Source organism: Nitratireductor sp. GZWM139, from assembly GCF_030068685.1.
Classification (GTDB): Bacteria; Pseudomonadota; Alphaproteobacteria; order Rhizobiales; family Rhizobiaceae; genus Nitratireductor; species Nitratireductor aquimarinus.
On record NZ_JAMQML010000021.1, the window covers coordinates 16,963 to 43,503 of the forward strand.

The 26,541-nt window shown below is 60.3% G+C and carries 22 protein-coding genes and 2 pseudogenes; 12 read left to right on the forward strand and 12 right to left on the reverse strand.

From position 1 onward, the window contains the following. Window positions 1-279: 279 nt before the first annotated feature. The 6 genes and pseudogenes from NDI72_RS19975 to NDI72_RS20000 all read left to right on the forward strand — a co-directional run. A pseudogene (locus tag NDI72_RS19975) lies at window positions 280-465 on the forward strand (DeoR family transcriptional regulator); the annotation flags it as partial. 107 nt (window positions 466-572) lie between these two features. Next, complete coding sequence (locus NDI72_RS19980; protein ID WP_283801578.1) at window positions 573-971, forward strand: hypothetical protein; 399 nt, start codon at window positions 573-575, stop codon at window positions 969-971. Between the two features lie 540 nt (window positions 972-1,511). Then, window positions 1,512-2,057, forward strand: a complete 546-nt coding sequence (locus NDI72_RS19985) for a hypothetical protein (protein ID WP_206996017.1) — start codon at window positions 1,512-1,514, stop codon at window positions 2,055-2,057. A 219-nt stretch (window positions 2,058-2,276) separates the two neighbouring features. Next, the gene (locus NDI72_RS19990) at window positions 2,277-5,066 is read left to right on the forward strand and encodes a vWA domain-containing protein (RefSeq protein WP_283801579.1); all 2,790 of its coding nucleotides are present in this window, start codon (window positions 2,277-2,279) and stop codon (window positions 5,064-5,066) included. A 50-nt stretch (window positions 5,067-5,116) separates the two neighbouring features. After that, window positions 5,117-6,091 (forward strand): hypothetical protein, encoded by a 975-nt coding sequence (locus NDI72_RS19995; protein WP_283801580.1) that lies wholly within the window; start codon window positions 5,117-5,119, stop codon window positions 6,089-6,091. After that, window positions 6,082-6,354: a DAK2 domain-containing protein gene (locus NDI72_RS20000; protein ID WP_283801581.1), complete on the forward strand. Its 273-nt coding sequence runs from the start codon at window positions 6,082-6,084 to the stop codon at window positions 6,352-6,354. Before NDI72_RS19995 ends, NDI72_RS20000 begins: the two co-directional genes overlap by 10 nt. Window positions 6,355-6,413: 59 nt before the next feature. On the opposite strand, the gene NDI72_RS20005 is transcribed toward NDI72_RS20000, so the two are convergent. From NDI72_RS20005 to NDI72_RS20020, 4 genes are all read right to left on the reverse strand, one after another. Beyond that, a complete protein-coding gene (locus NDI72_RS20005) occupies window positions 6,414-8,105 on the reverse strand; it encodes an FMN-binding glutamate synthase family protein (protein WP_283801582.1) in 1,692 nt (563 codons plus the stop codon). Between the two features lie 196 nt (window positions 8,106-8,301). Continuing rightward, window positions 8,302-8,865, reverse strand: coding sequence for a PTS sugar transporter subunit IIA (locus tag NDI72_RS20010; RefSeq protein WP_283801583.1), 564 nt, complete (start codon window positions 8,863-8,865; stop codon window positions 8,302-8,304). 919 nt (window positions 8,866-9,784) lie between these two features. After that, window positions 9,785-9,934, reverse strand: a complete 150-nt coding sequence (locus NDI72_RS20015) for a histidine phosphatase family protein (protein WP_206549169.1) — start codon at window positions 9,932-9,934, stop codon at window positions 9,785-9,787. Window positions 9,935-10,170: 236 nt separating this feature from the next. Beyond that, window positions 10,171-11,424 (reverse strand): Zn-dependent hydrolase, encoded by a 1,254-nt coding sequence (locus NDI72_RS20020; RefSeq protein ID WP_283801584.1) that lies wholly within the window; start codon window positions 11,422-11,424, stop codon window positions 10,171-10,173. A 138-nt stretch (window positions 11,425-11,562) separates the two neighbouring features. On the opposite strand from NDI72_RS20020, the gene NDI72_RS20025 reads away from it, so the two are divergent. The 6 genes from NDI72_RS20025 (at window position 11,563) to NDI72_RS20050 (ending at window position 18,258) form a co-directional block, all read left to right on the forward strand. Continuing rightward, on the forward strand, window positions 11,563-13,119 hold the full coding sequence (locus NDI72_RS20025; protein ID WP_283801585.1) for an ABC transporter substrate-binding protein: 1,557 nt from the start codon (window positions 11,563-11,565) through the stop codon (window positions 13,117-13,119). 218 nt (window positions 13,120-13,337) lie between these two features. After that, window positions 13,338-14,282, forward strand: a complete 945-nt coding sequence (locus tag NDI72_RS20030; RefSeq protein WP_113156568.1) for an ABC transporter permease — start codon at window positions 13,338-13,340, stop codon at window positions 14,280-14,282. Next, on the forward strand, window positions 14,282-16,219 hold the full coding sequence (locus NDI72_RS20035) for a dipeptide/oligopeptide/nickel ABC transporter permease/ATP-binding protein (RefSeq protein ID WP_283801586.1): 1,938 nt from the start codon (window positions 14,282-14,284) through the stop codon (window positions 16,217-16,219). The genes NDI72_RS20030 and NDI72_RS20035 overlap by 1 nt, the downstream gene beginning before the upstream one ends. After that, on the forward strand, window positions 16,212-17,204 hold the full coding sequence (locus tag NDI72_RS20040) for an ABC transporter ATP-binding protein (protein WP_283801587.1): 993 nt from the start codon (window positions 16,212-16,214) through the stop codon (window positions 17,202-17,204). The genes NDI72_RS20035 and NDI72_RS20040 overlap by 8 nt, the downstream gene beginning before the upstream one ends. Further along, complete coding sequence (locus NDI72_RS20045) at window positions 17,197-17,976, forward strand: FadR/GntR family transcriptional regulator (protein ID WP_283801588.1); 780 nt, start codon at window positions 17,197-17,199, stop codon at window positions 17,974-17,976. Before NDI72_RS20040 ends, NDI72_RS20045 begins: the two co-directional genes overlap by 8 nt. Window positions 17,977-18,030: 54 nt before the next feature. Continuing rightward, on the forward strand, window positions 18,031-18,258 hold the full coding sequence (locus tag NDI72_RS20050) for a LuxR C-terminal-related transcriptional regulator (RefSeq protein WP_283801589.1): 228 nt from the start codon (window positions 18,031-18,033) through the stop codon (window positions 18,256-18,258). Between the two features lie 78 nt (window positions 18,259-18,336). Here the strand turns inward: NDI72_RS20050 and NDI72_RS20055 are convergent, their stop codons facing one another. From NDI72_RS20055 to NDI72_RS20090, 8 genes and pseudogenes are all read right to left on the reverse strand, one after another. Next, window positions 18,337-20,016, reverse strand: coding sequence for an alpha/beta hydrolase (locus NDI72_RS20055; RefSeq protein WP_283801590.1), 1,680 nt, complete (start codon window positions 20,014-20,016; stop codon window positions 18,337-18,339). A 69-nt stretch (window positions 20,017-20,085) separates the two neighbouring features. Next, window positions 20,086-21,030 (reverse strand): SphA family protein, encoded by a 945-nt coding sequence (locus NDI72_RS20060; RefSeq protein WP_283801591.1) that lies wholly within the window; start codon window positions 21,028-21,030, stop codon window positions 20,086-20,088. 136 nt (window positions 21,031-21,166) lie between these two features. Next, window positions 21,167-22,510, reverse strand: a complete 1,344-nt coding sequence (locus NDI72_RS20065; RefSeq protein WP_283801592.1) for a metal-dependent hydrolase family protein — start codon at window positions 22,508-22,510, stop codon at window positions 21,167-21,169. Between the two features lie 284 nt (window positions 22,511-22,794). Further along, window positions 22,795-23,052, reverse strand: a pseudogene (locus tag NDI72_RS20070) (2Fe-2S iron-sulfur cluster-binding protein); the annotation flags it as partial. A gap of 416 nt (window positions 23,053-23,468) precedes the next feature. Further along, the gene (locus tag NDI72_RS20075; protein WP_283801594.1) at window positions 23,469-25,217 is read right to left on the reverse strand and encodes a SulP family inorganic anion transporter; all 1,749 of its coding nucleotides are present in this window, start codon (window positions 25,215-25,217) and stop codon (window positions 23,469-23,471) included. Window positions 25,218-25,336: 119 nt separating this feature from the next. Further along, a complete protein-coding gene (locus NDI72_RS20080; RefSeq protein ID WP_283801595.1) occupies window positions 25,337-25,612 on the reverse strand; it encodes a protein tyrosine phosphatase family protein in 276 nt (91 codons plus the stop codon). A gap of 44 nt (window positions 25,613-25,656) precedes the next feature. Next, window positions 25,657-26,100, reverse strand: coding sequence for a YeeE/YedE family protein (locus NDI72_RS20085; RefSeq protein WP_283801596.1), 444 nt, complete (start codon window positions 26,098-26,100; stop codon window positions 25,657-25,659). Next, on the reverse strand, window positions 26,100-26,528 hold the full coding sequence (locus tag NDI72_RS20090) for a YeeE/YedE family protein (protein ID WP_206552970.1): 429 nt from the start codon (window positions 26,526-26,528) through the stop codon (window positions 26,100-26,102). The genes NDI72_RS20085 and NDI72_RS20090 overlap by 1 nt, the downstream gene beginning before the upstream one ends. Between the last annotated feature and the right edge of the window lie 13 nt (window positions 26,529-26,541).

The following is a 26,541-nucleotide window of genomic DNA, read 5'->3' on the forward strand; positions in this document are numbered from 1 at the left end:
CCTCCCGAGTTATCGTCCCAACGTAAAAACGAAACAAAGCGAAAAGCAAGCGAATTATTTTCGAATATTCAAAATCAGTGACTTAGCCTACGATTTTCTGCCGCTTTGGAAAAATGCTCACGACACAAGAACGGCAATCGCGATAATTATTCAGGATTTGACGCGTGTTTTGGTGTTTTTCGGGGGGGCGAAAAACGAAGAAAACCGAACATCGTGACCAACGCCTTTTCGCCGCGCCCGTGTCTGAACTGGTCGAGAGGGGCGTCTGGAGCGGGTTGCGGATTGGTCGGGACGTTGGCCGCAGAGGCCATTCGTAAGTTCAAATTCGATCTGGCCGTGATCGGCTGTTCCGCGCTCGAGCGCGACGACGACCTGCTCGAATTCGACATTCAGGAAGTCAGCGTGAGTGATGAGATCCTGGACCAATCCCGCAAGACGTTTCTCACTGCGGATCACGGCAAGTTCTTCCTCAAGGCTATTCCAGGTCCGCGTCGAATGCCGGACTGAGCCGGGTTGAAGAAAATCCAACCCTCGCACGCCTGCTGCTGGTGAACATCAAGGACGGACTGAAGATGACTTCGGTCATTCTGCCGACCGGTGTGTCGGTTGGCCTGCTCGGTCTTCTGCTCAGTGCGTATACGCCTGTCTTCGATTGGCTGGGCATGATTTTCTACCCGCTGCTTGCCGTTCTGCAGGTGCCAGAGGCGATGCTGACGGCCAAAGCCATGGCGGCAGCGCTTGCCCAGATGTTTTTTCCTACCGGGATGCTGGGCGATGCGCCGATGCTGTCTCGCTACATCTTCGGTGTAACATCGGTCTCGGGTGTCTTGTTCTTTGCAGGTTCCATCCCCTGCATTCTGGCCACCGAGATCCCGGTCAAAGTTCCGCATCTGGTGCTCATCTGGATCATCCGCGTTCTTCTGAGCATCCCACTTGCAGTACTGGTGGCTCATCTCGGACAAATTGTCTGAACGTCAGAGGCAGGGCCCGCCAAACCTGTCTGATTGGTGAGCTATGGGCACAGAGATGCAACGAGAGACGTGCCGGGCGGTCTGACTATGGAGAGCCACGAAGCTCTTTCTTGCTTATGACTATCCGTCTTCCAGTCGGCGTACCCCGTGTGGATCGCAAAGTCCGACGAGGACTTCGTGAAGGCGGGCGACGACTTCAGCACGCGGTGAGACGATCCCGATCCGCCGCGTAACCTGCGGATTGCCAAAGGCCAACTTCAGCTGCTTTAGTTCATCGGGTTTTCATCGAAACCAGACGGGTGGAAGCGTCTGAGTGATACACCATGGCAGCGCCACGTCCATGCACGCCAACCCGCCTGACGCTTCTGTGTGTCACCAGCCCTTCTCGATGTGAATTACTTCACAAGGGTGGCCTGTTTTTAGAAAAATCACACTATCACGCAAGTTTTGGCGTCGACCCGACTAAACGAACGGGGCGGCGTACCAGAACCGGTGTTAGAGCCTTCCGTCTCGAACACTGGCATCAGAAGGGCAGCGACGATGAGTTCATCGCAAAGAGCGTTCGGGCGGTTTGCCTGTACTTTTTTTACAGCTCTTTTTCTTTCAGGCGCGGCGTGGGCCCAGACTACGGTGCCGATCGGTACGGTCGAGGCCAACATCGATGGCGCGTCCTATCGCGGGGAAACGTTGCATGTGCCCTCGGAGGGGACGGCTACTGCGGAGGTGCGCGACTTTGGCCCCCTCCGCATGGTGGATATCCAGGCGCATGACCCCGACGCCGCGAGTATTATGCGCGGCGTGCTGAGTGTGGAGTTTGGTCTCATCAGCGGCGCAGATGCATCAGCCACCGACGCGTCGGTGAGTTATTTTCCCGAAGGGATGCGGAACTTCTATGTCAGCGATGAAGAGCCCGCTCATGCCTCGGTTACCCTGGAGAGCCTGCTCATCGACGGCGCGCAGGGAAATGCACGCGGCACGTTTTCTTCACTTCTGTGCAAGCGCGAAGGCATGATGTCTGAGATCGATACCGAAGATTGCATCACTGTCGAAGGAACCTTCGATACCGTGCTTCATCTCGCGGACTGAGCTGCATCAGGAGACACAAGCGAAGCGATGCAATCGGTTCGTTGTGCTCGCTGTGACGTGACTGGTGCAACTCCATTTCGAGATCACAGAGAGCCGCGCGCCCAGCTTCGAATGGGAAACTCAAGGAACACTCGTTGGCTCGGGGAGGGCGCCCTTCAGCGTCTTCTGCCGGCAACGAGCCAGCAAAAGCAAAATCGGGGAACCAATATGAAAGCGCTAATGGCTGTTTCGGCTCTGGGCATCTCGCTTCTGGCCACCACAACACTGCAAGCCGGCGATGTGATGGTCGTCTATGATGCCTCGGGTTCCATGTGGGGCCAGATCGACGGCGTGCCCAAGATCGAGATCGCCCGGGAGGCGATGAGCGATTTACTGGCTACCTGGCCAGCTTCCACGAATCTGGGGCTTGTCGCCTATGGCCATCGTGAGAAGGGCCTCTGCTCGGACATCGAAACGGCGATGCCTGTGGGCCCGGTGGATCGCGATGCTTTCCAGCAGGTCGTCAACGGGATCATGCCCTTGGGACGCACGCCTCTTTCGGCAGCGGTGCAGCACGCTGCCGAGGAACTCTCGTGGCGTGACGCGCCAGCGACCGTGGTTCTGATTTCTGATGGGGTCGAAAACTGTGACGCAGATCCGTGCGCGTTGTCGGAGCAGCTTGCCAGGCAGGGCGTGGCGTTCACCACCCATGTCATCGGCTTCGATCTGGCCACTGACGAGCACCAACACCTCGCCTGCATCGCCAAGAACACGGGAGGAATGTTCCTGCCTGCTCAAGATGCCGCCCAACTCGCCGCCGCCGTCAAGCAGGTTGGAGAAACCATAGCGAAACCGGCCCCTGAACCGGAACCGCTCCCCGAACCGGAAGCTGAATTGCCGGCAATGTCGATCAGCGCGCCCGAAACGGCGATGGCGGGCAGCAGCTTCGCCGTGTCCTGGTCTGACCCTGTTCATCCGCGCGACTGGGTGACCATTGTTCCCGTGGGCGCTGATGAGGGCACCTATACGGCTTTCCATCGCGTCGGTTCGGACGGTGGGCGTGACCTTGTAGCCCCGGCCGAACAGGGTCTCTACGAGGTGCGCTATGTGCTGAACGATGGGGATGTCACGCTTGCACGTGCGCCGATCGAAGTCATGGCGGCTGAGGCGTCGATAAGCGCGCCGGAAACGGCGACGGCGGGCAGCAGCTTTGGCGTCACCTGGTCCGACCCTGTTCATCCGCGCGACTGGGTGACCATTGTTCCGGTGGGCGCTGATGAGGGAACCTACACGGTCTTCCATCGCGTTGGCTCGGACGATGGGCGTGACATTGTTGCCCCGGCTGATCCGGGTCTCTACGAGGTTCGCTACGTGCTCAATGAAGGCGGTGTCACGCTTGCCCGCGCGCCGATCGAAGTCATGGGGGCTGAGGCGTCGATAAGGGCGCCGGAAACGGCGATGGCGGGCAGCAGCTTTGGCGTCACCTGGTCCGACCCCGTTCATCCGCGCGACTGGGTGACCATTGTTCCGGTGGGCGCCGATGAGGGAACCTACACGGTCTTCCATCGCGTTGGCTCGGACGATGGGCGTGACATTGTTGCCCCGGCTGATCCGGGTCTCTACGAGGTTCGCTACGTGCTCAATGAAGGCGGTGTCACGCTTGCCCGCGCGCCGATCGAAGTCATGGGGGCTGAGGCGTCGATAAGGGCGCCGGAAACGGCGATGGCGGGCAGCAGCTTTGGCGTCACCTGGTCCGACCCCGTTCATCCGCGCGACTGGGTGACCATTGTTCCGGTGGGCGCCGATGAGGGAACCTACACGGTCTTCCATCGCGTTGGCTCGGACGATGGGCGTGACATTGTTGCCCCGGCTGATCCGGGTCTCTACGAGGTTCGCTACGTGCTCAATGAAGGCGGTGTCACGCTTGCCCGCGCGCCGATCGAAGTCATGGGGGCTGAGGCGTCGATAAGGGCGCCGGAAACGGCGATGGCGGGCAGCAGCTTTGGCGTCACCTGGTCCGACCCCGTTCATCCGCGCGACTGGGTGACCATTGTTCCGGTGGGCGCCGATGAGGGAACCTACACGGTCTTCCATCGCGTTGGCTCGGACGATGGGCGTGACATTGTTGCCCCGGCTGATCCGGGTCTCTACGAGGTTCGCTACGTTCTCAATGAAGGCGGTGTCACGCTGGCCCGCGCGCCGATCGAAGTCATGGGGGCTGAGGCGTCGATAAGCGCGCCGGAAACGGCGATGGCGGGCAGCAGCTTTGGTGTCACCTGGTCCGACCCCGTTCATCCGCGCGACTGGGTGACCATTGTTCCGGTGGGGGCCGATGAGGGGACCTACACGGCTTTCCATCGGGTGGGCTCGGACGATGGGCGTGACCTTGTAGCGCCGGCCGAACCAGGTCTCTACGAGGTGCGCTACGTTCTCAATGAAGGCGGTGTCACGCTGGCTCGCGCTCCGATAGAAATCACCGGTGCCGAGGCATCCATCACGGGGCCGGAAAGGGTTCGCGCCGGGAACACTCTGCGGTTCTCCTGGTCTGTTCCTGTCCATCCACGTGACTGGGTGACCATTGTTCCGGTGGGGGCCGATGAGGGGGCCTATACGATTTTCCACCGCGTGGGCGCAGATACGCAGCGCGACATAGCTGCTCCCGATGAGCCGGGCCTCTATGAATTGCGCTATGTGCTCAATGAAGGTGGGGTCACGCTCGGTCGGCATGTCGTTGAGGTGGTTGAAGCCACGGCCAGCCTCGATGAAGGCGCGGGCCTGTCGGCCCCTCGGGCTGCCGCACCGGGCGAAACCGTGACTGTTACATGGACCGGAGGTTCGGACGGCGCGGATCAGCGTATTGCGCTGGCTCGGGAAGATCAGGCGCTGTTTGCGTGGATCTCCGCACAACCGATCGATCCGGAGGGGGCATTGACCTTCGTCATGCCCGAGCAGCCCGGTCGCTACGAGTTCCGTTATCTTGACATCTCTGGCCAGGCCGTGCTCGGTCGCGCCATCATTGATGTGGAGTAAGTGAGGCAATGCAGCAAGCTGACCTATCTTCGAGCAGTTCCGGAGGCACGATGAAAACCACAATCGCAATTGCCCTTTTCTCGGCGGCAATGATGACGGGCCTTGTTCCGCATGCCGTACATGCGGATCCACATGCGCAGTTCGTAAACGAGAGCGGCTACGCTGCAGTTGACCCGGACCGGTTGCGGGACGAAATCAACGGGGCTCTTTCCCCTGCCAATCCGCGATCTGCCTTTTTGCCCGCCGCTGATATTGGTCCGATACCCCTGTCTGTTTTTGCTCTTGAGATATCTGAACAAGCGCTGGAAAGAGTGCGCTATCGGCTTCGTTACGCGACGAACTGGGTTGAGGCGGAGCCGGGCGGTACACCTCTTCCCATCAGCTATATCGAAGTGGTTCGCTTCAATCTCGGACCAGCCATTCACCAAAACCTCGTTGACACGCTGGGTCGTGAAAACGTGGCGAATGCCAGTGAATTCGGTGTTGGCCCACATGCGGGGTGGCGGTTGATTACCAGGCCGGTGATGGGCAGCAGGGCCATGATTTTGGCCGCCGGGCGTATGGAAATGGACGCGAAGGTCGCACAGGACGAGATTTGCTTTGGTGCCCCCTGCCTCGACCTTGGTTCGCCGGTCGAGGCGGCTGCCGCGTGGGGAGAAATGGAGCCTGTCAGCGCCGTTTCCGAAAACCCATGGCCGGTTCCCTCGGACAATGTCGTGACTTCGGTGGTGGCCACCGATCTGCTCCTGGGCGAGATCGACAGTATTGAGTCAGACATGGCTCCTTCCGACCCGCAGATTCCCGAGTGGGCGATTGAAGCCGTCATCGATGTGAACCTCGGGCAGGACGAAGGAATGGATGCCGCCTATCGCTGGGGTGGACTGCTCGATGACTCGGTTGCAGCGATCTGGAAAAGGCTGGCGTCGTTTTCGGGGATCGACGGGCAACCGGCAGTGTTCGGGGCCAGCGCTTACGAATGTGCGCGCGGGCCGGAATTTGCTGCGCCGGGCGAGTTTTGCCCCTGAGTCCACGCAATGCGGCGCGGGGCAAATCTTCCCTTGGCGAGAAAACCGTTCTGGACGGGCTGGACGCACAGGTTCGCGCGCTTGAGGCGACACCGTCCGGCACTTTGATCGATGTTGCCCTCAAGGCTGCGAAGGATACGGTTGAAGAGTTTACGCAAAAGCCAAATCAGGCGGGGCGCGCGCGCATCTTTGCGGAAAAATCCATAGGCCTTCCTGACCCCGGACAACTGGCGCTCGTGGTTATCACGGAGGGGCTGCGCTGAGGCGGATCTGCGCACCCCGCTCCATCTGATGTCACGAAGCGATCAGCCCGGGTCGTGACTTACTTCGCCACTTCGTGCTGCTTCGAGGCCATCGATTTGATCTGTCGACGTTCGAATGCGGCTTGCGGGATGAGTGGTGGAGCGAAGCTGTCTGCGTTGGCGCGCTCCCAACGGCTATACCATTCGGCAAGTTCTGGAATTTCCGTTTGAGCAGAAAGAAATCCATCGGGGAGATAGGGATAGACCTCATTGCCATCGAGGAACTCATTGTCTTTCTGCCGGAACATGAAGTGGTAAGGCATGAAGTTGCTGGGGTGGATCAGGCCCGCTGCCCCTGCAAGTTCACCCAGCGCCTTCATGGAGTTTTTGTGGAAGCGGGCTACGCGTTCGCTCTTGTCGGCAACATCGACGCCGCGCTGACGCACCGGGTCCTGGGTGGCGATGCCAACGGGGCACTTGTTGGTGTGGCATGCCTGTGCCTGGATACATCCAACGGCAAACATGAAGCCGCGGGCGGCGTTGCACCAGTCCGCACCGAGCGCAATGGCGCGGGCAATATCGAATGCGGAGATGATCTTGCCTGCAGCACCGATCTTGACCTGATCGCGAATGCCGGCGCCGCGCAGCGTATTGTGCACAAACGTCAAGCCTTCCAGCATCGGCATGCCGACCCGGTTGGCAAATTCTACCGGAGCGGCCCCCGTTCCTCCCTCTGCACCGTCCACAACGATGAAATCGGGAACAATGCCGGTCTTCAGCATTGCCTTGACCATGCTCATGAATTCGCGGCGGTGCCCTATGCAGAGCTTGAAACCAACGGGTTTTCCTCCGGAAAGCTCGCGTAGCTGACCGAGGAACTCCATCAGGCCGGTGGGGGTGGAGAATGTGGAGTGCGCAGGAGGCGACACGCAGTCAATGCCCATGGGAATGCCGCGAGCCTCGGCGATCTCCGGGGAAATTTTCGACGCCGGCAGCATGCCGCCGTGACCGGGCTTGGCGCCCTGGCTTAGCTTGACCTCAATCATCTTGATCTGTGGGTCGGCGGCAAGCTCTGCGAACTTCTCCGGCGAGAAACTGCCATCATCCGAGCGGCATCCAAAATATCCGGATGCAACCTGAAAAACGAGATCGCCCCCACCCTGGCGGTGATAGCGGCTGATGCTGCCTTCGCCGGTGTCGTGGGCAAAGCCGCCTTTCCGGGCGCCTGTGTTTAGCGCGAGGATGGCATTGGCCGACAGCGAACCGAAGCTCATGGCTGAAATATTGTACAGGCTGGAGTTATACGGCTGGCGGCAGGCGGGACCACCGATGCGAACACGGAAGTCGGTATCAGCAATGGTAACGGGGGTGGCCGAGTGCGTCAGCCATGCATAGCCTGAACCATAGACGTTCTCGATCGTACCGAAGGGGCGCTTGTCTTCCTCACCTTTGGCCCGCTGGTAGACAAGTGCGCGGGCCTCGCGGCTGAACGGCACCTCTTCATGATCGCTTTCGATGATGTACTGCCGGATTTCGGGCCGGAAGCCTTCAAGCAGGAACCGCAGATGCCCGACCACCGGATAGTTGCGCAGGATGGAATGCCGCCTCTGGCGAACATCATGGACGCCTACCAGAAACAGTGCGGTCGAGATGACGGCGGGCAGCAGAAACCAGGGGGTGTAAAGCACCGTGCCAACCAGTGCAGCCAGGGCTATGAACCCGCATAAGACAAACACCGTGTAACGTTGGCTTGAGATCAGTTTGTTGAGCATTTCGAATAGGTCCAGGAAGTGCGCAAGGTAACAAGAGCGGGGGACGTGCCAGAAGCCGCTGTTTGAGGTTTTCCGTAGCACCAGCTGATAGCACAGGATTGATGGCCTGCGGTGATCATTTGTATGCATTGGTGCATGGCCGACCGGATTGCCGCCGGAAAATCCGGCGGCCCCGGCTGGAGCTTGCCCTGAATTCTTACCGAACGGCGGTGAAGTGTTGTGCGCTGCCAATCAGGCCCAACTCAGCTCTCCCTTCGGAGCGGAAATCGCCCCCTGTGTCACAGAGTTTCTGATCGAAATGAACATCAAGACCGAGCTCGATGAGTATGGCTGCGACCTCGTTCTGCGTTGCGGCCATGCGCAATTGATGCCTGAGCGGGCCTTGCTGCGCCAGTCTGCCGAGCCGCAGCAGGGCTGCGCGCAGCCACTTGATGTCATGTTTGCCACCCATCAGGGCGACGAGTGTGTCGACGGCCATGCCGTCTGGAGCATCAAACTCCACCGGCCTCTCGAGACGCCGCACCACAATCATTGAGGCGTCTTCATCAGTGAGCACCGTATGCGGCAGGGCGACACCGCCGCCCATGGCAGTGGTTCCCAGCCTTTCGCGCGCGTAGAGGGCACTTGCAATATCGAGTTTGCTGGCCTCTGGCAGCAACTCTGCGACCCGGGCGGCGAGAGACCACAAGGCCGCCTTGCGGGTGTTTGATGTTCTATCAGTTGAAAAATCGACAGCGAAGGAAACACGAACGGGTATCATCGCACGCCCTCCTTTCATCCCATTTAGAAGGATTGTGGGTCCGCCTTTGGCAGGACCGGACGGATTGTTCCTGTAGGCAGAGCGCAGACCCACCCTGCCACAGCCACAGGGCGGGTCTGCGAGCTTCTCTGCGCTGAATGAATGAGCGCGCCTACTTGCGTTTTGCGGGCATCAGCTGATCGGCCACTGGATCGGGCTGGTTGAGGTTGCTCTTCTTCTTGCCCTTTGGCTGCTTCCGCTTTTGGTCGCCTTTTCTCTTGGCCATGTCTCTTCTCCATAATTCTGAACCTTAGTCTTTGCAGAACATCTCCCTGGCGCCGTTAGGCCAGCGCCAGGGTCACGATCCGATTTGGATGCGCACACGTTCGATTGGAGATGAGATTGACAACGCCATGGCGTTTTGGCTCCTGCGAAACCATTGTGAATTCTGGACAGTCCTGACTGTCAGACCAAAGAGGCGGCTGCGACCAACAGGCCGCAGGCTGTCATCTCCCGCCAGCCCTCAGACCGTGCACTTTGCTGCCAGGCCGGATTTGCCCGCAGCCGCGAAGGCGCGCCTTGTAATCGGCGAACGGAACGCCGCCGGAGAGGGTATTTACCAGGGTTGAGCACCAAGGGCACCAGACCGCAGCGCGGGGCAGACTGGCAGTACAGCCATGGCATAGGGACAGCGTGGAACGGATGGACATGTCGAACTCCAGATACACTGTCAAAACTGCGCAAAAGAACTGGCGTTCTCTCTTTCACGAAAACGACCCGGAGCCGAACTACTAAGGTTACATCACTTATATAGATCCGCCCCGGGCGATGACATGCATCATCCGGCAACCGCGACGGAATATAAGGAACGACTTTTTATCCATGCCCTCTATATAATTGAAATAAAAACAAAAACAACTCTCGGCGCGCCGCTGTGCCCTTACGCCGCATGGTGTCGAAACCGGCCCTCCATTCCGAGTAACTTGGCGGTTTCAAAGGCCCACTTCAGATTGGATGTGATCGAACTATCAACATGCCCTCGCAGCCTGCGACTGGCGTTCCACTGGGTTTCCCCGTGCCGGACGAACATTAGCTTTTTTAGGGCAGACGTTCCCGTTCGAGTGAGAAAATATCTGTCGGAGTTTCGGGCGGAGAACAGTAGACTGGGCTGCCGGGAGAAAATCTGGGGACCCGTTAGCCGCCAATCGCAAGTCACTGCGCCTCCCGGTCACCATTTTGCCTCCGGCAACCGGGCTGGTATCTGCAAACTGTATCGCGATGGTGCGGGGCATTCTTTGATGCGGTGAATGCCTGGAATACGTGCCGCTATTTTGCGGCGACGGAGCCGCTGAGCCTGATGAGCGCTGACAGCAACAGCTGTGCGCCCTTTTCGATTGCTTCCCAGTCGGTCCACTCCTCCGGGGCATGGCTGATGCCATTGTGGCTCGGTACGAAGATGAGGCCGGAGGGGCACAGGGTCTGCATCGTCTGGGCGTCGTGGCCGGCGCCGGATGGCATGTTGAGGGCTTTCAGCCCGAGCTGGTCCGCTTCCCCGTTCAACAGTGAGACGAGTGTGCCGTCGAGACGGACCGGTGCCATCCGGCTCTGCTCCTCGATGGAAAAACTGAGGCCGTTTACCTGCGCTGCATCGCGCACGGCCTGTTCCATGGCCTGGGCGAGAGCCGCCATCGTGCCGGGATCGGTGTCACGGATGTTGATGATGAAATCGGCGCGGCCCGGCACAGTGTGAATGAAATTGGGCTGAAGCGCCACCTTGCCGATGGTGATGCGGCTGCGCTCTCCGCCGTGTTCGGCAATCACGCCACGCACCGCTTGGCCGACCGCCGAGAGGCCGGCGAAGGCGTCGGCGCGGAGCGCCATCGGCGTGGTGCCGGAATGGTTGGCGCGGCCGACCAGCGACACGGCGAGATTGATGACACCGGCGACACTGTCGGCGATCCCGACGGGGATGCCAGCCTGTTCCAGTACCGGACCCTGTTCGATGTGCAGTTCGAGGAAGGCTTTGACGGCGCGGGGCGGGCGGGCGGCGTCGAGCGCCTCACGGATGTTCAGGCCCTGATCGCCCATTGCGTCGGCAAGGCGGATACCGTCGGCGTCGCGGGCTTCATCCAGCCACTGGCCGGTCACCAGGCCGGCAATGGTCTGCGAGCCCAGCATGCCGCCGAAGCGTCCTTCCTCCTCGGCGGTGGCGACCACTTCGATCGCGGTTGTCGGCGTGAAGCCGGCGTCCTTCATGGCGCGCACGCATTCGAGCGCCACACAGACGCCGAGCGCTCCGTCGAAGGCGCCGCCCTCGGGCACGGTGTCGAGATGCGAACCGGCCATGATGCATGGACCGTCCGCCGGGCCGTATCTTCCGAACAGGTTGGCGACCGGGTCGCGATGCACGGTCAGCCCATCAGCGCGCATCTGTTCCAGAAACCAGTTTCGCACGGCCATGTCCGCGTCGCTGTAGCCGACGCGGTTGAAGCCGCCGGTCTGCGGATTGCGACCGAATGTGTTGACCCCGTCGAGCAGGGCGCGCAGGCGCTGTGAATTTATGACGGGTGTGTTGGCCATGAGACGTGCCTGTTTTTCAAACGTTTATTCGGCGTCGATGAGTCCGGAGAAATGACGCACCGTCTATTTATTATAATAAATGCTTGCCAATGGATAGATTGTTAGGATTAATTATGGGCAACAGAGGGAGGAACCTCCATGAGGAAACTGATTGCAGCCGCCATGACTGCCGGTGCGATGTTCTTCGCATCGCCGGTTTTTGCGCAGACCCCGCCCAACGTTCTGGTTGTGGGCCAGATCGCGGAGCCGAAGTCGCTTGATCCCCATGCGGTGACAGCCGTGAACGATTTCCGCATCCTGATGAACGTCTATGATGGCCTGACCCGTTACAAGGACGGCACGCTGGAGCCGGAACCGGCGCTGGCGGAGAGCTGGGAGATTTCCGATGACGGGATCACCTACACCTTCAAGCTGCGCGAAGGGGTGACGTTTCATGACGGCACGCCGCTTAACGCGGAAGCGGTGAAGTTCAACTTCGACCGCATGCTGAACGAAGATCACCCCTATCACGACACGGGACCGTTCCCGCTCGCCTTCTATTTCTCGTCTGTGGACGCGGTGAAGGCGGTGGACGACCTGACTGTCGAGTTCACGCTGAAAGAGCCTTTCGCGCCCTTCCTGTCGAACCTGTCCTATCCGACAGGCCTGATCGTTTCGCCCGAGGCGGTGAAGGAACACGGCAAGGACTACGGCCGCAACCCGGTCGGAACCGGGGCTTTCAGGTTCGAGGAATGGCAGGCCAATTCCCGCGTCGTCATTACACGCAACGAAGACTATTGGGATGGCGCGCCGCCGCTCGAGGCCGTGATCTACCGTCCGATTACCGACACCAACACCCGCATTGCCGAAATGCTCTCCGGTGGTCTGGACGTGATGGTGGAGGTGCCGCCGGACAGCCTGCAGCAGTTCCGCGATGACGCGAATTTCAGCGTTTACGAGCAGGCGGGTCCGCATGTCTGGTTCCTCATCCTCAACATGAAGGAGGGGCCGTTCACCGAAAAGGCGGTGCGTCAGGCTGCCAATTACGCCATCAACAAGAAGGCGCTGGTCGAGAATATCCTACAGGGCACGGCAGACGTGGCCGCGGGCCCGACGCCGCCGGCCTTCGCATGGGCCTACAATGAAGAGCTGCAGCCCTATCCCTATGATCCGGACAAGGCCCGACAGCTTCTGGAAGAGGCCGGTTATGCTGGTGAGGAACTGACCTTCTACGTCACCGAGGGCGGCTCGGGCATGCTCGACCCCATCGCCATGGGCACGGCCATTCAGGCCGATCTGCAGGCCGTGGGCATGAAGGTCAACATCGAGACCTATGAGTGGAACACGTTCCTTGGCAAGGTGAATCCGGGCCTGGAAGGCAAGGCGGACATGGCCGAAATGGCATGGATGACCAACTCGCCGGATACGCTGCCCTTCCTGGCGCTGCGCTCGGAAGCCTGGCCCGAAAAGGGCGGGTTCAACTCCGGCTACTACGCCAATGAGAAGGTCGACGAACTCCTGAACAAGGCCCGCACCTCAACCGATCAGGACGAACGCGCTGCGCTCTACAAGGAGATGCAGGAGATCGTTCAGGACGACGCACCGTGGGTCTTCGTCGCCAACTGGAAGCAGAATGCGGTGACCGGCGCGAATGTCGAGAACTTCAAGCTCCAGCCGTCCTTCTTCCTCATGCTGCAGGACGTGGCCAAGCCCTAGGGGTGTGAACGTGGTTCCCACCCTCGTCCTTCGACAAGCTCAGGATGAGGGTGGGGCGACGGCGCACATGCAAGATGTTCAAACGACGCACTGCGCCTCCACAGCCCTCATCCCAAGCCTCTTGAGCTTGTCGAAAGGCGAAGGGCGAGGGTGGCATGCAGGGCACCGGACCAAAGGCGAACCGCGCCCATAACCGAATCTGAAACGAGGCCCCAGCCATGGCAGCCTACATAGCCAAGCGCCTCCTTGCCGCCATCCCTGTCCTGTTCGGACTTTCGATCATCGTCTTCCTGATCATGGCGATGATCCCCGGCGACCCGGCAACGGCCATTCTCGGTTCCTATGCGACGCCGGAGAACGTGGCCAGGATCAATGCCGATCTCGGCCTCGACAAGCCACTGCCCCAGCAATATCTGATCTGGCTCGGGAACCTTCTTCAGGGCGATCTCGGACGCTCCTATGCGCTCAACCGACCGGTGCTGGACGAGGTGCTTGAGCGTTTCTCGGCCACGCTGATCCTGGCCGGCACGGCGCTGGTGCTGTGCTCGATCCTTGGGCTTCTGGCGGGCGTCGTCTCGGCCGTGCGCCAGTATGGTCTGGCAGACAAGGTGATCACCGTTCTGGTGCTGATCGGCATTTCGATACCGTCCTTCTGGCTCGGCCTGCTTCTCATCCTGGCGTTCGCCGTCAAGATCCGGCTGTTCCCCGCCAGTGGCATGTACGCCATTTATGGTGGCGGCGATCTGCCGGACCTGCTTCATCACCTGTTTTTGCCGGCGCTGACGCTGGCGGTCGTCGCCACCGGCGTCATCGCGCGGCTGACCCGCACGGCCATGCTTGAAGTGCTGCGGCAGGACTACATTCGCACCGCGCGCGCCAAGGGGCTGAGCGAAAGGCGCGTGATCTACCGTCACGCCTTCAAGGCCGCACTTGTCAGCGTCATTCCGGTGATCGGCATTCAGGCCGGGTTCGTGCTCGGCGGTGCGGTCTATATCGAAACCGTGTTCCAGTGGCCGGGCATCGGTTCGATGCTGGTCAACGCCATTTCCACCCGCGATCTGCTTCTGGTGCAGGGCGGTGTTCTGGTGGTGGCCGCCGCCTACGTTCTCTTCAATCTGGCCGCCGATGTGGTGCAGACGCTTCTTGATCCGAGGTTGCGCTGATGAGTGAAGCCGTTTCCACCGCAGCGAAGGGCAGGGCGCGCGGGGTAGGCCGCCCCGGTCCGATCCGTCTGCTTCTCAACAACACGCTTGCGGCTTCCGGGCTGGTGCTGCTGGCGTTGATCATCGCGGCCGCGCTTCTGGCGCCGCTCCTGCCGCTGCCCGACCCCGACGCGACAGCGCCTGCCGACAGGCTGTTGCGCCCGCTCACGGAAGGGCACCTGCTTGGCACGGATGCGCTCGGGCGCGATATCCTCTCGCGGCTTGTCTGGGGCACGCGCGTCAGCCTTGCCGTGGGCATCTCGGCCACGCTGATCGCCGCCTTCTTCGGTTCGCTCATCGGGCTTGTTGCAGGCTATGCGGGCGGGCGCGTGGACGCCTTCCTGATGCGCGGCATCGACATGGTGATGGCGTTTCCCTACATCCTGCTGGCACTTGCCATCGTGGCAGCGCTCGGGCCGGGTCTGCTCAATGCGCTCTACGCCATCGCTGTGGTGAACATCCCTTTCTTCGCGCGCAACATTCGCGGCATCACCATCGGCCTGTCGCGGCGCGAATTCGTCGATGCAGCGCGTCTTTCGGGCAAGTCGAATGCGGGCATTCTGTTTGGCGAGATCCTGCCCAACGTGCTGCCGGTGATCATCATCACCATGTCGACCACCATTGGCTGGATGATCCTCGAAACGGCCGGCCTGTCCTTCCTCGGGCTCGGCGCGCAGCCGCCGCAGGCTGATCTCGGCTCAATGCTGGGCGAGGGCCGCAAGATCCTCTTCACCGCGCCGCATGTGTCTATCATTCCCGGCCTGATGATTTTTGCGCTGGTCATGAGCATCAATCTGCTGGGCGATGGCGTGCGTGACGTGCTCGACCCGCGGCTGAAATCGGGTGCGCTCACGCGGCCCGTGGCCCGCACAGCCGTTGAGCGCCGCACGGTGCCGGAAACCCGGACCCATGGCGACAGCGTTTTGGAAGTGGCGGATCTGAACACGGAGTTTCACATCGGCGGCGACGTCTATCGCGCGGTGGGCGGCATCGATCTGCACCTGAAGCAGGGCGAATGCCTTGGCATTGTCGGCGAATCCGGTTCGGGAAAATCGGTGACGGCCATGTCGCTGATGGGGCTGGTGCCGACACCGCCCGGCCGCATCACGGGCGGTGCCGCCTGGCTCGACGGCGAAGACCTTTTCGCCGTCAGCGATGAGCGCATCCGCGCGTTGCGCGGCGCGGATGTCTCCCATGTGTTTCAGGACCCGCTGTCCACCCTGCACCCGCTGTTCACCATTGGTGACCAGCTTACGGAGGCCATCATGGCGCACCGGCCGATCCGGCGGTCGGAGGCGGATGCGCGCGCCGAGGAGCTGCTGCGTCTGGTGCGCATCACCAATCCGGCGGAGCGACTGAAGGTCTATCCGCATGAGCTTTCCGGCGGTATGCGGCAGCGCGTCTGCATTGCCATGGCGCTCGCCAATGACGCCAAGATCATCATCGCCGACGAGCCGACAACGGCGCTGGACGTGACCGTGCAGGCGCAGATCCTCTCGCTGATGGACACGCTGAGGCGGGAAAGCAACGCGGCGATCCTGTTCATCACCCATGATTTCGGGGTCGTGTCGGCCGTCTGCGACCGGGTTGCCGTCATTTATGCGGGACGCATCGTCGAAACGGGCACGACGGAAGAGGTGCTCAATGCGCCGGCGCATCCCTACACCCGCAAGCTGATCGACTGCGTGCCGGTTCTGGGCGAACCCGGCCGGAGGCTCGACGCCATCGAGGGGCGTCCGCCGGTGGTCAATGATCTGCCGCCTGGCTGCGCCTTCGCAGCACGCTGCCCCCGGGTGAAACCCGATTGCCGCAGGGGGCATATCGCACTTTCCAGCCTTGGCGATACGCAGGCCGTGCGCTGCCTCTACCCACTGACCGGGGAGACCGCCGATGACTGACACGCCCCTTCTGGAAATCGACACTGCGGAGCGGGTCTTTGGCGGTGGCCGCACATTGTTCGGAAAATCCCTGCCGGCGGTGCATGCGGTGCAGGGCATATCGTTCGATGTGCGCAGGGGCGAGACGCTCGGCATTGTCGGGGAATCTGGTTGCGGCAAGTCCACACTCGCGCGTCTGATCGTCGGTCTCGATACGCCCACCAGCGGTGCGATCACCTTCGACGGGATGGATCTGGTTGCCGAAGCCAGACGCGATCCGCAGAAGCTTGCGCAGCGCGTGCAGTATGTCTTTCAGGATCCCGTCGCATCGCTCAATCCACGCAAGACGATCCGCACCATTCTGGAAGCGCCGCTCAAACACCTGCTCGGACTGGACCGTGGGGCGCGCGAAAAGCGCCTGCGTGAGCTGATGGAAGCGGTCAATCTCGCGCCGGAGTTTCTGGAGCGCTACCCGCACGAGTTTTCAGGCGGGCAGGCGCAGCGTATCGGCATCGCCCGTGCGCTGGCCGCCGACCCCGAACTGATCGTCCTTGATGAGCCGGTTTCCGCGCTTGACGTCTCGGTGCAGGCGCAGGTTCTGAACATTCTCGACGACCTCAAGAAGACGTTCGGCCTCACCTATGTCTTCATCAGCCACGATCTTTCGGTGATCGAAAGCGTCAGCGACCGGGTGGCTGTGCTCTATTTCGGCCGGCTTGCCGAACTCGGGGCGTCAGAGCGCATCTTCTCTGCGCCGCGGCATCCCTATACGCATCTTCTGTTGAAATCGGCACCGGTTCCGGGAAAGCGGTCGCTCATCCCGGAAGATGCGAATACAGAATTGCCGGATCCGTATGATCCACCGCAGGGCTGTGCGTTCTTTGCCCGTTGCCCGCGCGGAACCAACCGATGCAAATCGGAGCAACCACCACTCGAGGCCGCGCCCGGTCATCCGGGGCATATGGCGGCGTGCCATCACCCCGTCAAAGAGAACGAGGATGCCTGACCGCAGCAGTCCGCCACCGGCTCCCGAGCCCTCCCAGCTTTCCACGGTTCTCAAGCGTCGCAAGCGGCCGGATATCATCGCCGACCGCTTACGCGAGATGATCGTCACGCACGGGCTCCGACCCGGCGATCGCATCCCGCATGAATGGCTGTTGCCGGAAACGCAGGAAGCATCACGCGGAACGCTGCGCGAAGCCCAGAAGATACTTGAGTTTCAGGGGCTCGTTGTCAGCAAGACTGGACCGGGCGGCGGCGTGTTTGTCTCCACTGTCGGGGCCGATCAGGCAATCCGGCTACTCGACAATCTCTTCCTGTTCCATCCACCGTCCATCGCGGAGATCTATGCGATCCGCAAGGTTCTTGAACCGCAGCTTGCAGCGAGTGTCGCCGGGCGTCTTTCGCCCGAGGCGTTCACCGCGCTGCAGGCCAAGATCCGACTCTATGAGGCGGAACCGGAGACGGCGGAAGAGGAATACCGGCAGCGCCTCGCCGAACTCGACTTTCACGTCGAGCTTGCGCGCCACGCAGAAAACGCGCTGCTCGGCTTCAATTGCGTTTTCCTTGTCAGCCTTCTACGCGACATGACCGTGTGCCGGGCGATCTACAAGGAGCCGAACCCGGCGCTGCGCGAGGCGGGCCTGCATTATCAGATCAGCCTGATGCGGGCGATCAAGGCCGGCGACGGCGAGCGGGCCGCGCAGATCATGCGCGACCACATGGAAGCAGCGGAGTGCTACATGCTGGAACGGGCCGAAATTCGCCGGAAGGGATAGCGGCCAAGGGTTTCGTTGCAACAGAGCCAAAGAAACGCTGGGTCATTCACTCCCATGAGCCAGTCACTGCAAACACTGCGCTCTTGCGCTGCACACTGCCTTGCCACGCGTTCGGCATTCGCAAATGTTGCGACAGCATCCTTTCGAGCAAACGCGGGCCTGTCGGAGCATACGGTCGGCGATTACGTCAAAAGCATCTACAAAAGGCTGCAGGTGACATCACGCGCGCAGGCCACGCGCATTGCGCTTGAGACAGGTCTGGTGCGTTCGGGCTCTCGCTGAGCATTTCTCTTCCGCCGGAGCACGCTTAATCTTGGGGCCACCCTGCCGGGGGGGGGCATTCAGCCGCCTTATTCACGATCATCCGCCGCGATACTCGTAGCCGTCCGCATTTGAGGCTTTCGAATGCAGATGCATTTTAAGCGCATCTATCTCTTCAGAACTCCAGTTTTCCACTCCTGTCACCTCAAGCCAGGCATCCAGATAATGATCCGGCGCATAGACATGGCCATACCCCATCGGCACACCATCGGATAACGGCATGTCGACCAGCAATTGAAGCATGCTGACAATCGGATACCAACTCAGCAAAGGAGAAACATCAGGACCTCTTGGAGCCTTCATCCAGTCGGCTTCTCTGTAGAGCAGGTGCTTGTCGAAGAACGTGATCGCATCACTGGCATACTGCAGATAGACAATGCGAACATTGCCCCACGGTGCAGTGTTGCCCTCGGTGACCCCATTCTGGTTCATGAAGCGGACAAAGCGTCCACCCTGATAAACCGGTAGCCACTGTGTGGAACCTGCATCGCGGTCTGCGGTGATTGTCTGCCATTTCTCGCTTGGAAAAGGCGTTCCGCTCCAGACAGCACCGTCGATCGGGTCTCCGAGGAGGTCAAGGAACGTTATGGAACGCTGGGAATTGAACGCACCGAGGCTGAGCCCGTGCAGGAAAAGCTTGGGCCTCTGACCGGCAGGGAGTTTTTGCCAGTATCTGTAGATGGTTCGGAAAAGGCTTTGCGACGATTCAAGGCCGTTTTCCGACTGGAACACCAATGAGAGCGGGCTGTTCAGATAGGAGTACTGCAGAGCGACACTGGCAGTGTCGCCGTCATACAGGTACTCCAGACCATCGATGGCAGACGGATCAACCCAACCTGTGCCAGTCGGCGTAACGACAACCAGGGCGGCCCGATCAAAGGCATTCAGCTCAATGAGCTCATCAAGCAGGAGCTGTGAGCGCTCATCGGGCGTCTCTGCGACTTGCAAACCGGCATACAGACGGATGGGCTCAACTGCGGCTCTTTGGGTAACCTGGCTGATATCTGCCGCCGTCGGGCCCGATGCGACAAACTCTCTTCCTGCTCGACCCAGTTTTGGCCATTCCAGCCGCGAAGACGGATTGCCTGCGCGCTCGACGACTGAAGGCTGCGGGCGCTCAGGTTCGTGTAGTGCGTCGAGTTCCGCAAATGACTTGTCCAGAAGACGAAACGTGTACTCGATCAAAAGGCCGTTCGCGAGTGTGGCAACGACGATGAGCGTCACTGCTGCACCAGCGATGATTGAAACCCGTCGCGGGAGAAATTTATCAAGCCTGTTTGCTACGGCGCGACCCAGCGCAATGATTCCGCGCGCCAAGAGAAACAGGAAAGCGAAGGTGAGAATGGCGATGATGATGACGCTTACAGGATAGGCGCTATCCACCGGCTCCATGTTCAGAACACCGCGAACAGAATTTTGCCAACCGGCAGAATTGTACAGCCCGATGATTAATATAATTAATATTAGTACGGATAAGATTAATTGTGCGAGCTTTAGAAGGCGCTCATGAAACGACGGCAGTTGCAAATAGCGCCACACGGCGACAAGAAGAACGCCAATTCCGTATCCTGCACTGAATGCCACTCCTCCAAGGACGCCCTGTACTTCAAAGCTGCGCGGGATGAGGCTGGGGGTCAGCGAGGCGAAAAAGAACAAAGCGCCAATTAAAATTCCAGTTCCGCAAAAGTGGCGCTGAAATGCAGAATAAATACGATCCATCATTGGTCTCACGGATTGGATTAATTGCGAAGAAAAGCGTCTTCAAAATTGAGACAATTGAAAATTGTTCTACTGGTTCACTGCCAGTGGGAGGCTTAGTGACAGGAAGACTGAATCGCCCTCAAGGTGATTTTTGGCGCTGAACTGATGGTAATATCTCAGCCGGGTCGAGACGGGTGCCTGGCCAATCCGGAAATTATAACCAACCTGCACGCCTACACCTGCTACCTCGCCCTTAAAATCGCCGAGGAGGGCGGCGATCGCCGGGGGCGCTTTGTCTGCTGTAAGCTGCCTGTAGTAATATCCAACGAGCCCTGCCGAGAAACTCTCGGTCAGCTGCTTGGTAATTGCGCCTTCCCAGTGGAATTCAATGCCGGTCTGGTAGTTGGTCGCCTGATTTTCCGCATTGAAGGTGATCCCGACGGTGTTCGAGATATCAATGCCCCATTCCGGATCAAGCCAGGTGACAGCCGTATAGACGTCTGCGGCAAGTCGGTGGCGGGCGACATTCGCCAGTGCTGCTTCCCTGTAGTCACCAATCGGGAAATACCCAGTGACGCCAGACTGTATGTGGAAGTTGCCAACGTTCCAGCCAAGGAAGGTGGTCAGGGCAGGGTCTCCGAACGTCAACACACTGTCACTCGCCCTCCCAAACGGGTTCACGAACCCGCTGACACTGGTGCGGCCAAACGGCGTTGTTACCGAGAAACCAAGCCGCCCTCCGAATATCTCGGCCTCGGTCACCCAAAGCGCTGTTGGAATGTTAATGATGAGGTCAGCGTCGACGCCACCGGCCAGCACGCCGCCGGCCAGCTCAACACGCCCTTCAAGCGACCCGTTATACATGAAGAGCTGATCCGAAAAGAAAAGTCCCGGAGGCGGAGTGAAACCAGCACCGCTGCTGCGCAACCCCAACAGATAAACACCAGCGCCGCCTTCAGCGGCATGGAGCTCACCCACCGGATACAGACAGCCAAGAGTAAGAGAAATCGCACAACCGAAACGGAACTTCATATTATCAGCCTAAACTCCCAGCGGATCTGCCTTGACCATTGCGGCTCGATGGCTGATCCAACGATCAAAAAACGGCCCTGAACACCGGCCTGAAAAGAACCCCGCGAGCAACACCAGGGCTGCCCGACCGGCTTTGTCAGTTCTCCGCGACGATGTTCTTTTCGATACGACCGTCCTTCATGATGACCAGCAAATTCTTGGCGGGATCTGCAAACAGGTCGATCTGAGCGATTGGATCACCATCGACCAGAAGCAGGTCGGCAAGCGCCCCGACTTCAACGACGCCCAGCTTTCCCGGATAGGGATTACGCCTGTCAGACAGGGCCAACAGCTCGGCATTGTCTGCCGTGGCCATCTTCAGCACCTCTGCCGGAGTGTACCACCGCGTCATTGTCTCAAGCTGCGCGCCCTGTCTTGCGGCGCGTGCGGCATCAAACAGTATATCCGTGCCGAAGGCGACCTTAACGCCATATTTGCGCGCCAGCTCATATGCCCTGTCGGTGCCGGCGTGAATCTCGGCTGAGGCGGCCTGACGTTCGGCATCCGCATGCTGGTTTGCATTCTCATCGCCAACGAAGGGTTGAAGGCTCCACCACGTACCGTTTTCAGCCATCATCTTGACGGTGGCCTCATCAGCCAGCTGGCCGTGGTCGATGACTTTTGCGCCAGCCTCGATGGCGTTGCGTATGGCTTCTGGCGTGTAGGCGTGCACTGTTACATAAGTGCCCCAGTTTGCAGCGGCTTCGACCGCTGTCCGGATCTCGTCAACACTCAACTGGATGGTGTCGATTGGCCCATAGGGGGACGAGACCCCACCGCTAACGGTTAATTTGAGCTGGCTGGCACCCTGCAGCAATTGCTCCCGACTGCGCTTGCGAACCTCGTCCGGCGAGTCGACGATGGCGGACATGCCCATACGTTCAGGATAGCTCAAGGTGTCCGGTGTGGCCGGAATTTCGGAAAGCATCCGGAAATCACCGTGCCCGCCAGTCTGTGAGATCATGGCCCCGGACGGCCAGATCCGCGGCCCGCGGGTCACGCCTCTGTCAATAGCCATCTTCAGGCCGAATGCGGGCCCACCCAAATCACGAACACTTGTGAAGCCGCGCATGAGCGTTGCCTCAGCCTCGGCGCCCGCAAGCAGGGTGATAAAGGGAAATGGTGCAGTTGACGCAACCATCATCGAGGGGCGGACCATGAACGTATGCCAGTGGGCGTCGATCAGCCCTGGCATCAGCGTCCGACCATCGCCCGCGATCCGTGTGGTGGCCGCGTCCGTACTGATCGGGTCAGCTGATATCTCTGCGATCTGATTTCCTTCGACCAGCACGTTCATTGGCTCGGTCAAGGCAGCCCCGTCGAAAATGCGAACATTTTCAAAAACGACTGTGTTCGAAGAGATATTTTGTGCCTGAAGGGGGCTGGCTACAAACAGCGCCAACATGGCGCTCGCGAATAAATTGCCAAGTTTGCCGATCATTTTTCTTTCGCCCGCCCATTCTATGCAGCCAATTTCAACACAATTTCCAGACACTTAAATGATCAGGATAAGCGCAGCAATACAATGAATATGCAAATATTCAAAAGGAGAAAAATCAGAATCTCTTAGAGAATGGGGATTTCTGGGCAGGTTTTATCTAATTTATTCTTGATGGTGGTTATCATAATAAATGGCGGCGATTTGCATAGCTTGTCTGCGCGGCGTCAGCCTGCGCGCTGGAACGCAGCCGCAGGCATTTCCGCAAAGCTGCCTCGTGGCCCGCTCTAGCCCTGACGTGCGGGAACGCGCACCACCAGGCCATCAAGCGCGTCGGTTACCGTCAACTGGCAGGAGAGGCGCGAATTGGCCGATGGCTCCCAGGCAAAATCGAGCATATCGGTTTCCATGCCGTCAGCTTCGCCAACCGTGTTCATGAATTCCGGCTCTACGTAGACGTGGCAGGTTGCGCAGGCGCAGGCCCCGCCGCATTCAGCCTCGATGCCGGGAACGCCGGCACGCACGGCGGCTTCCATGACTGAGGACACTGCACCGTGAAGCGGATCAGGCATGGTGATGGGAAAAGCGGCGCAGGGTGGATAAGGCCGTTGGCGGGAGAGGGCGCGCGGCGATGAAGTTGATGTGCTCAATGAATCGATTTACGGCCCGCAAAAGGCGGGGACGTTCATTCTGATGAGTATGCCCTTGAGCAGGAGGCAGCGGAGGTGAGGTTGCCGGGATCCGCAGCAACATCGTCTTGGCGCGGCGGGGTTTTTGCCACGCGCACGGCTATCGCCGGTCCCTTAGGGAAACTCGGCGTCGCCCTAAGGATGTCGACGCAGGAAACGCCCCAGAGCGATGACTACAGTCGCCATTACTGCCTGCACCTCTGCACGGCTATCAAGGCCCTAGGATGTCACCGATATGCCGAGGGCGACATAGTACGCTCCGGGCGCGGGTGTCAGGCGTCGATGGTCGCTCTTTCCATTACAGGTTGACGGGGTTCCCTGAGCGCCGAAACTGCTTCGTGCTGGCTGAGGAAGACCCTGCCGTTGAGATGTTTCAGGAATTCAGTGTCCCCGAGGCGGTCCATGACCGGCCCTTTGACCTCCGACAGGTGAAAACCGAGTCCAGCGTCGGCGAGGCGACGGTTGATCTCTTCGAGGCTTTCCAGCGCCGATGCATCAATCGCGTTGACAGCCGAGCACATCAGGATGACGTGCTTGAGGTCCGGCCGGGCGGCGACATGCTTGGCGATTGTGTCTTCAAGGTAGCGCGAATTGGCAAAGTACAGGCTTTCATCGACGCGGATCGACAGGATTTCGGGGCTGGTGAGGACGGAATGCCGTTCGATGTTGCGGTAGTGTTCGGTGCCGGGCACCTGGCCGATGATGGCCGTGTGCGGCTTGCTGGTGCGGTAGAGGTGCAGGAGCAGCGACAGCAGGACACCGGCAACGATGCCGAGTTCGACGCCCCAGCCAAGTGTGACGAGGATGGTGGCGGCCATGGCTGCGAAGTCGGATCTGGAATAGGCGAAGACCCGGCGCACCGCTCCAAAATCCACCAGCGAAAGCACGGCAACGATGATGGTTGCGGCAAGGGTCGCCTGCGGCAGGCTGGCGAGAAGCGGGGTGAGGAACAAAGCTGCGAGCGCGATCCCGACAGCGGTAAACACGCCTGCGGCAGGGGTCTGTGCGCCGGCGTCGAAATTGACCACGGAGCGCGCGAAGCCGCCGGTTACGGGATAGCCGGATGAAAGACCGGCAGCAATGTTGGCGGCACCCAGTCCGATCAGCTCCTGATCGGGATTGATGCGCTGCCGCCGCTTGGCCGCAAGGGTCTGTCCCACGGAAACGGATTCGACAAAGCCGACCACTGAAATGAGGAAGGCGGGTACAAGAAGCGTCGACAGGAGATCGAGCGAGAGAGCAGGTGCGCCGAAGGCTGGCAGGCCCTGCGGTATCGCGCCGACCAGCGCGACGCCGCGCGCACCCAGATCAAGGGCGGCAGCCAGTGCAACCGTTGCTGCAACCGCAAGGATGGGTGCGGCTTTCGCCACCATGTCTGCGGCGCGCGCGGGGATGCCCGCGGCGACCAGCAGGGGTTTTAGATATTTGCGGGCGAAATACAGGAAGGCCAGAACGCTGACGCCGATGGCGAGCGTGACCGGATTGGTGGCGGTGAACTGACCGGACAGCGAACCGAGGATTTCTGGAAGCGTGCCGCCGCCACCCGACACCCCGAGAATGTGGCGAAGCTGGCCGGCTGCGATCAGCAGGCCGGATGCGGTGATGAAGCCCGATATCACCGGATGTGACAGGAAATTGGCGAGGAAGCCGAGCCTGAAAATGCCCATGACGATGAGCATGCCGCCCGACAGCAGCGCCAGCGCGATTGCTGCGGTGAGATAGTCCAGCGTGCCCTGCGCTGCAACCTGCCCGACGGCCGAGGCGGTCATCAGCGAGACGACGGCGACGGGGCCGACAGCGAGTGTGCGGCTGGTGCCGAATATCGCATAGGCCACCAGAGGCAGGATCGAGGCGTAGAGGCCGACTTCCGCCGGCAGGCCGGCCAGCATGGCATAGGCGAGTGATTGCGGGATCAGCATGATCGTGACGATGACCGCAGCCAGAAGGTCGCTGGTCAGCACCGTTCCGTCATAGTCCCTGATCCATTGGAGAAACGGAAAATATCGAGATGCTTTGGTCATGATCGGTCTGTCACGCGAATAAGGGGTGGACGCCATCGCGTCCGGCGCGATGGCGTGGGGTCGGTCACGGCAGATCACTGCCTGATGGATGAGTAGAGCACGGCGGCCCGTGCGCCGGATCAGCAATATCCCAGAACCGGCCCGTCGAAAGCTATCATAGCTTCCTTGAAGCGGTCGGCCTGTGCCGCCGACGGCGCTCCCGTGACCGGGACGTGGACGGCTTTCATGCCGTGGTTTTCTGCCTCGCAGGCAATCACCGCGAATGCGGGCTGGCCCGGCTCTTCATTGTCGGGCCGCGCGCAGAGAATGGCGACATAGCCTTCCTGCGCCAGTTGAGCGATGTCTTCGGGCCGAACCTGGCCGGCGGTCGCGAAACGTTCGTCGATTTTCCGCACGGTCGTTTTCCCGGATTTGCAGAAAAGACTGAAGGGCCACATTCTCAGACTGCCTTTCCGGCTGCGCGTGCGGCCATGGTGTGCCGGGCAAGCCTGGCAAGCGCGATGCCGGCGACCATCGAGCCGACGAAAACCCAGGCGTCGGAATAGCCCAGCCCCAGCGCCGGGATTGCGCCGCCCGGGCAAAAGCCGGTGATGCCCCAGCCAATGCCGAACACGGCCGAACCAGCGAGAAGCGGCAGATCGATATCCCGGCGGGTCGGCAGGTGGAACAGCCGGTCAAAGACCGGTGCTTTGCGCTTGAGGACGAATGTGTATCCGATGGCGGTTACCACGAGGGCGCCGCCCATGACGAAGGCGAGGGAAGGGTCCCAGCTTCCGGCAACATCGAAGAAGTTCAGCACCTTTGCCGGATTTGCCATGCCGGAGAGTGCAATGCCGGCCCCGAAGATCAGGCCAATGACGAGAGCGGAGAAGATCCGGGTCATTAAAGACCTCCGATGACGTGACGGATGACAAAGACGGTGATGGCGGTCGACGCCATGAAGGTGAGCGTTGCGACGATCGAGCGAGGCGAAACACGCGCCATGCCGCACACACCATGGCCGGAGGTGCAGCCTGAACCGAAATAAGCGCCGGCGCCCGCAATCAGGCCGCCGATGATGAGCCAGGGCGCGGGGGTGGGGCTTTCAAAGGGAATGGTGTAGCCCGTCAGGCCCACGATCAATGCCGGTGCGCCGATGGCTCCGACAATGAATGCCGCGCGCCAGCCCCAGTCGCTTGAAAGGGGTGGGATGAGAGCGGAGAGGATCCCGGTCATGCCGGCGATGCGGCCATGGAAAGCCATCAGCAGCACTGCGGCAAGGCCAATCAGGCTGCCGCCCAGCAGCGATAGCCACGGGGTGAATTCAGTCATTTATTCTAGGTCC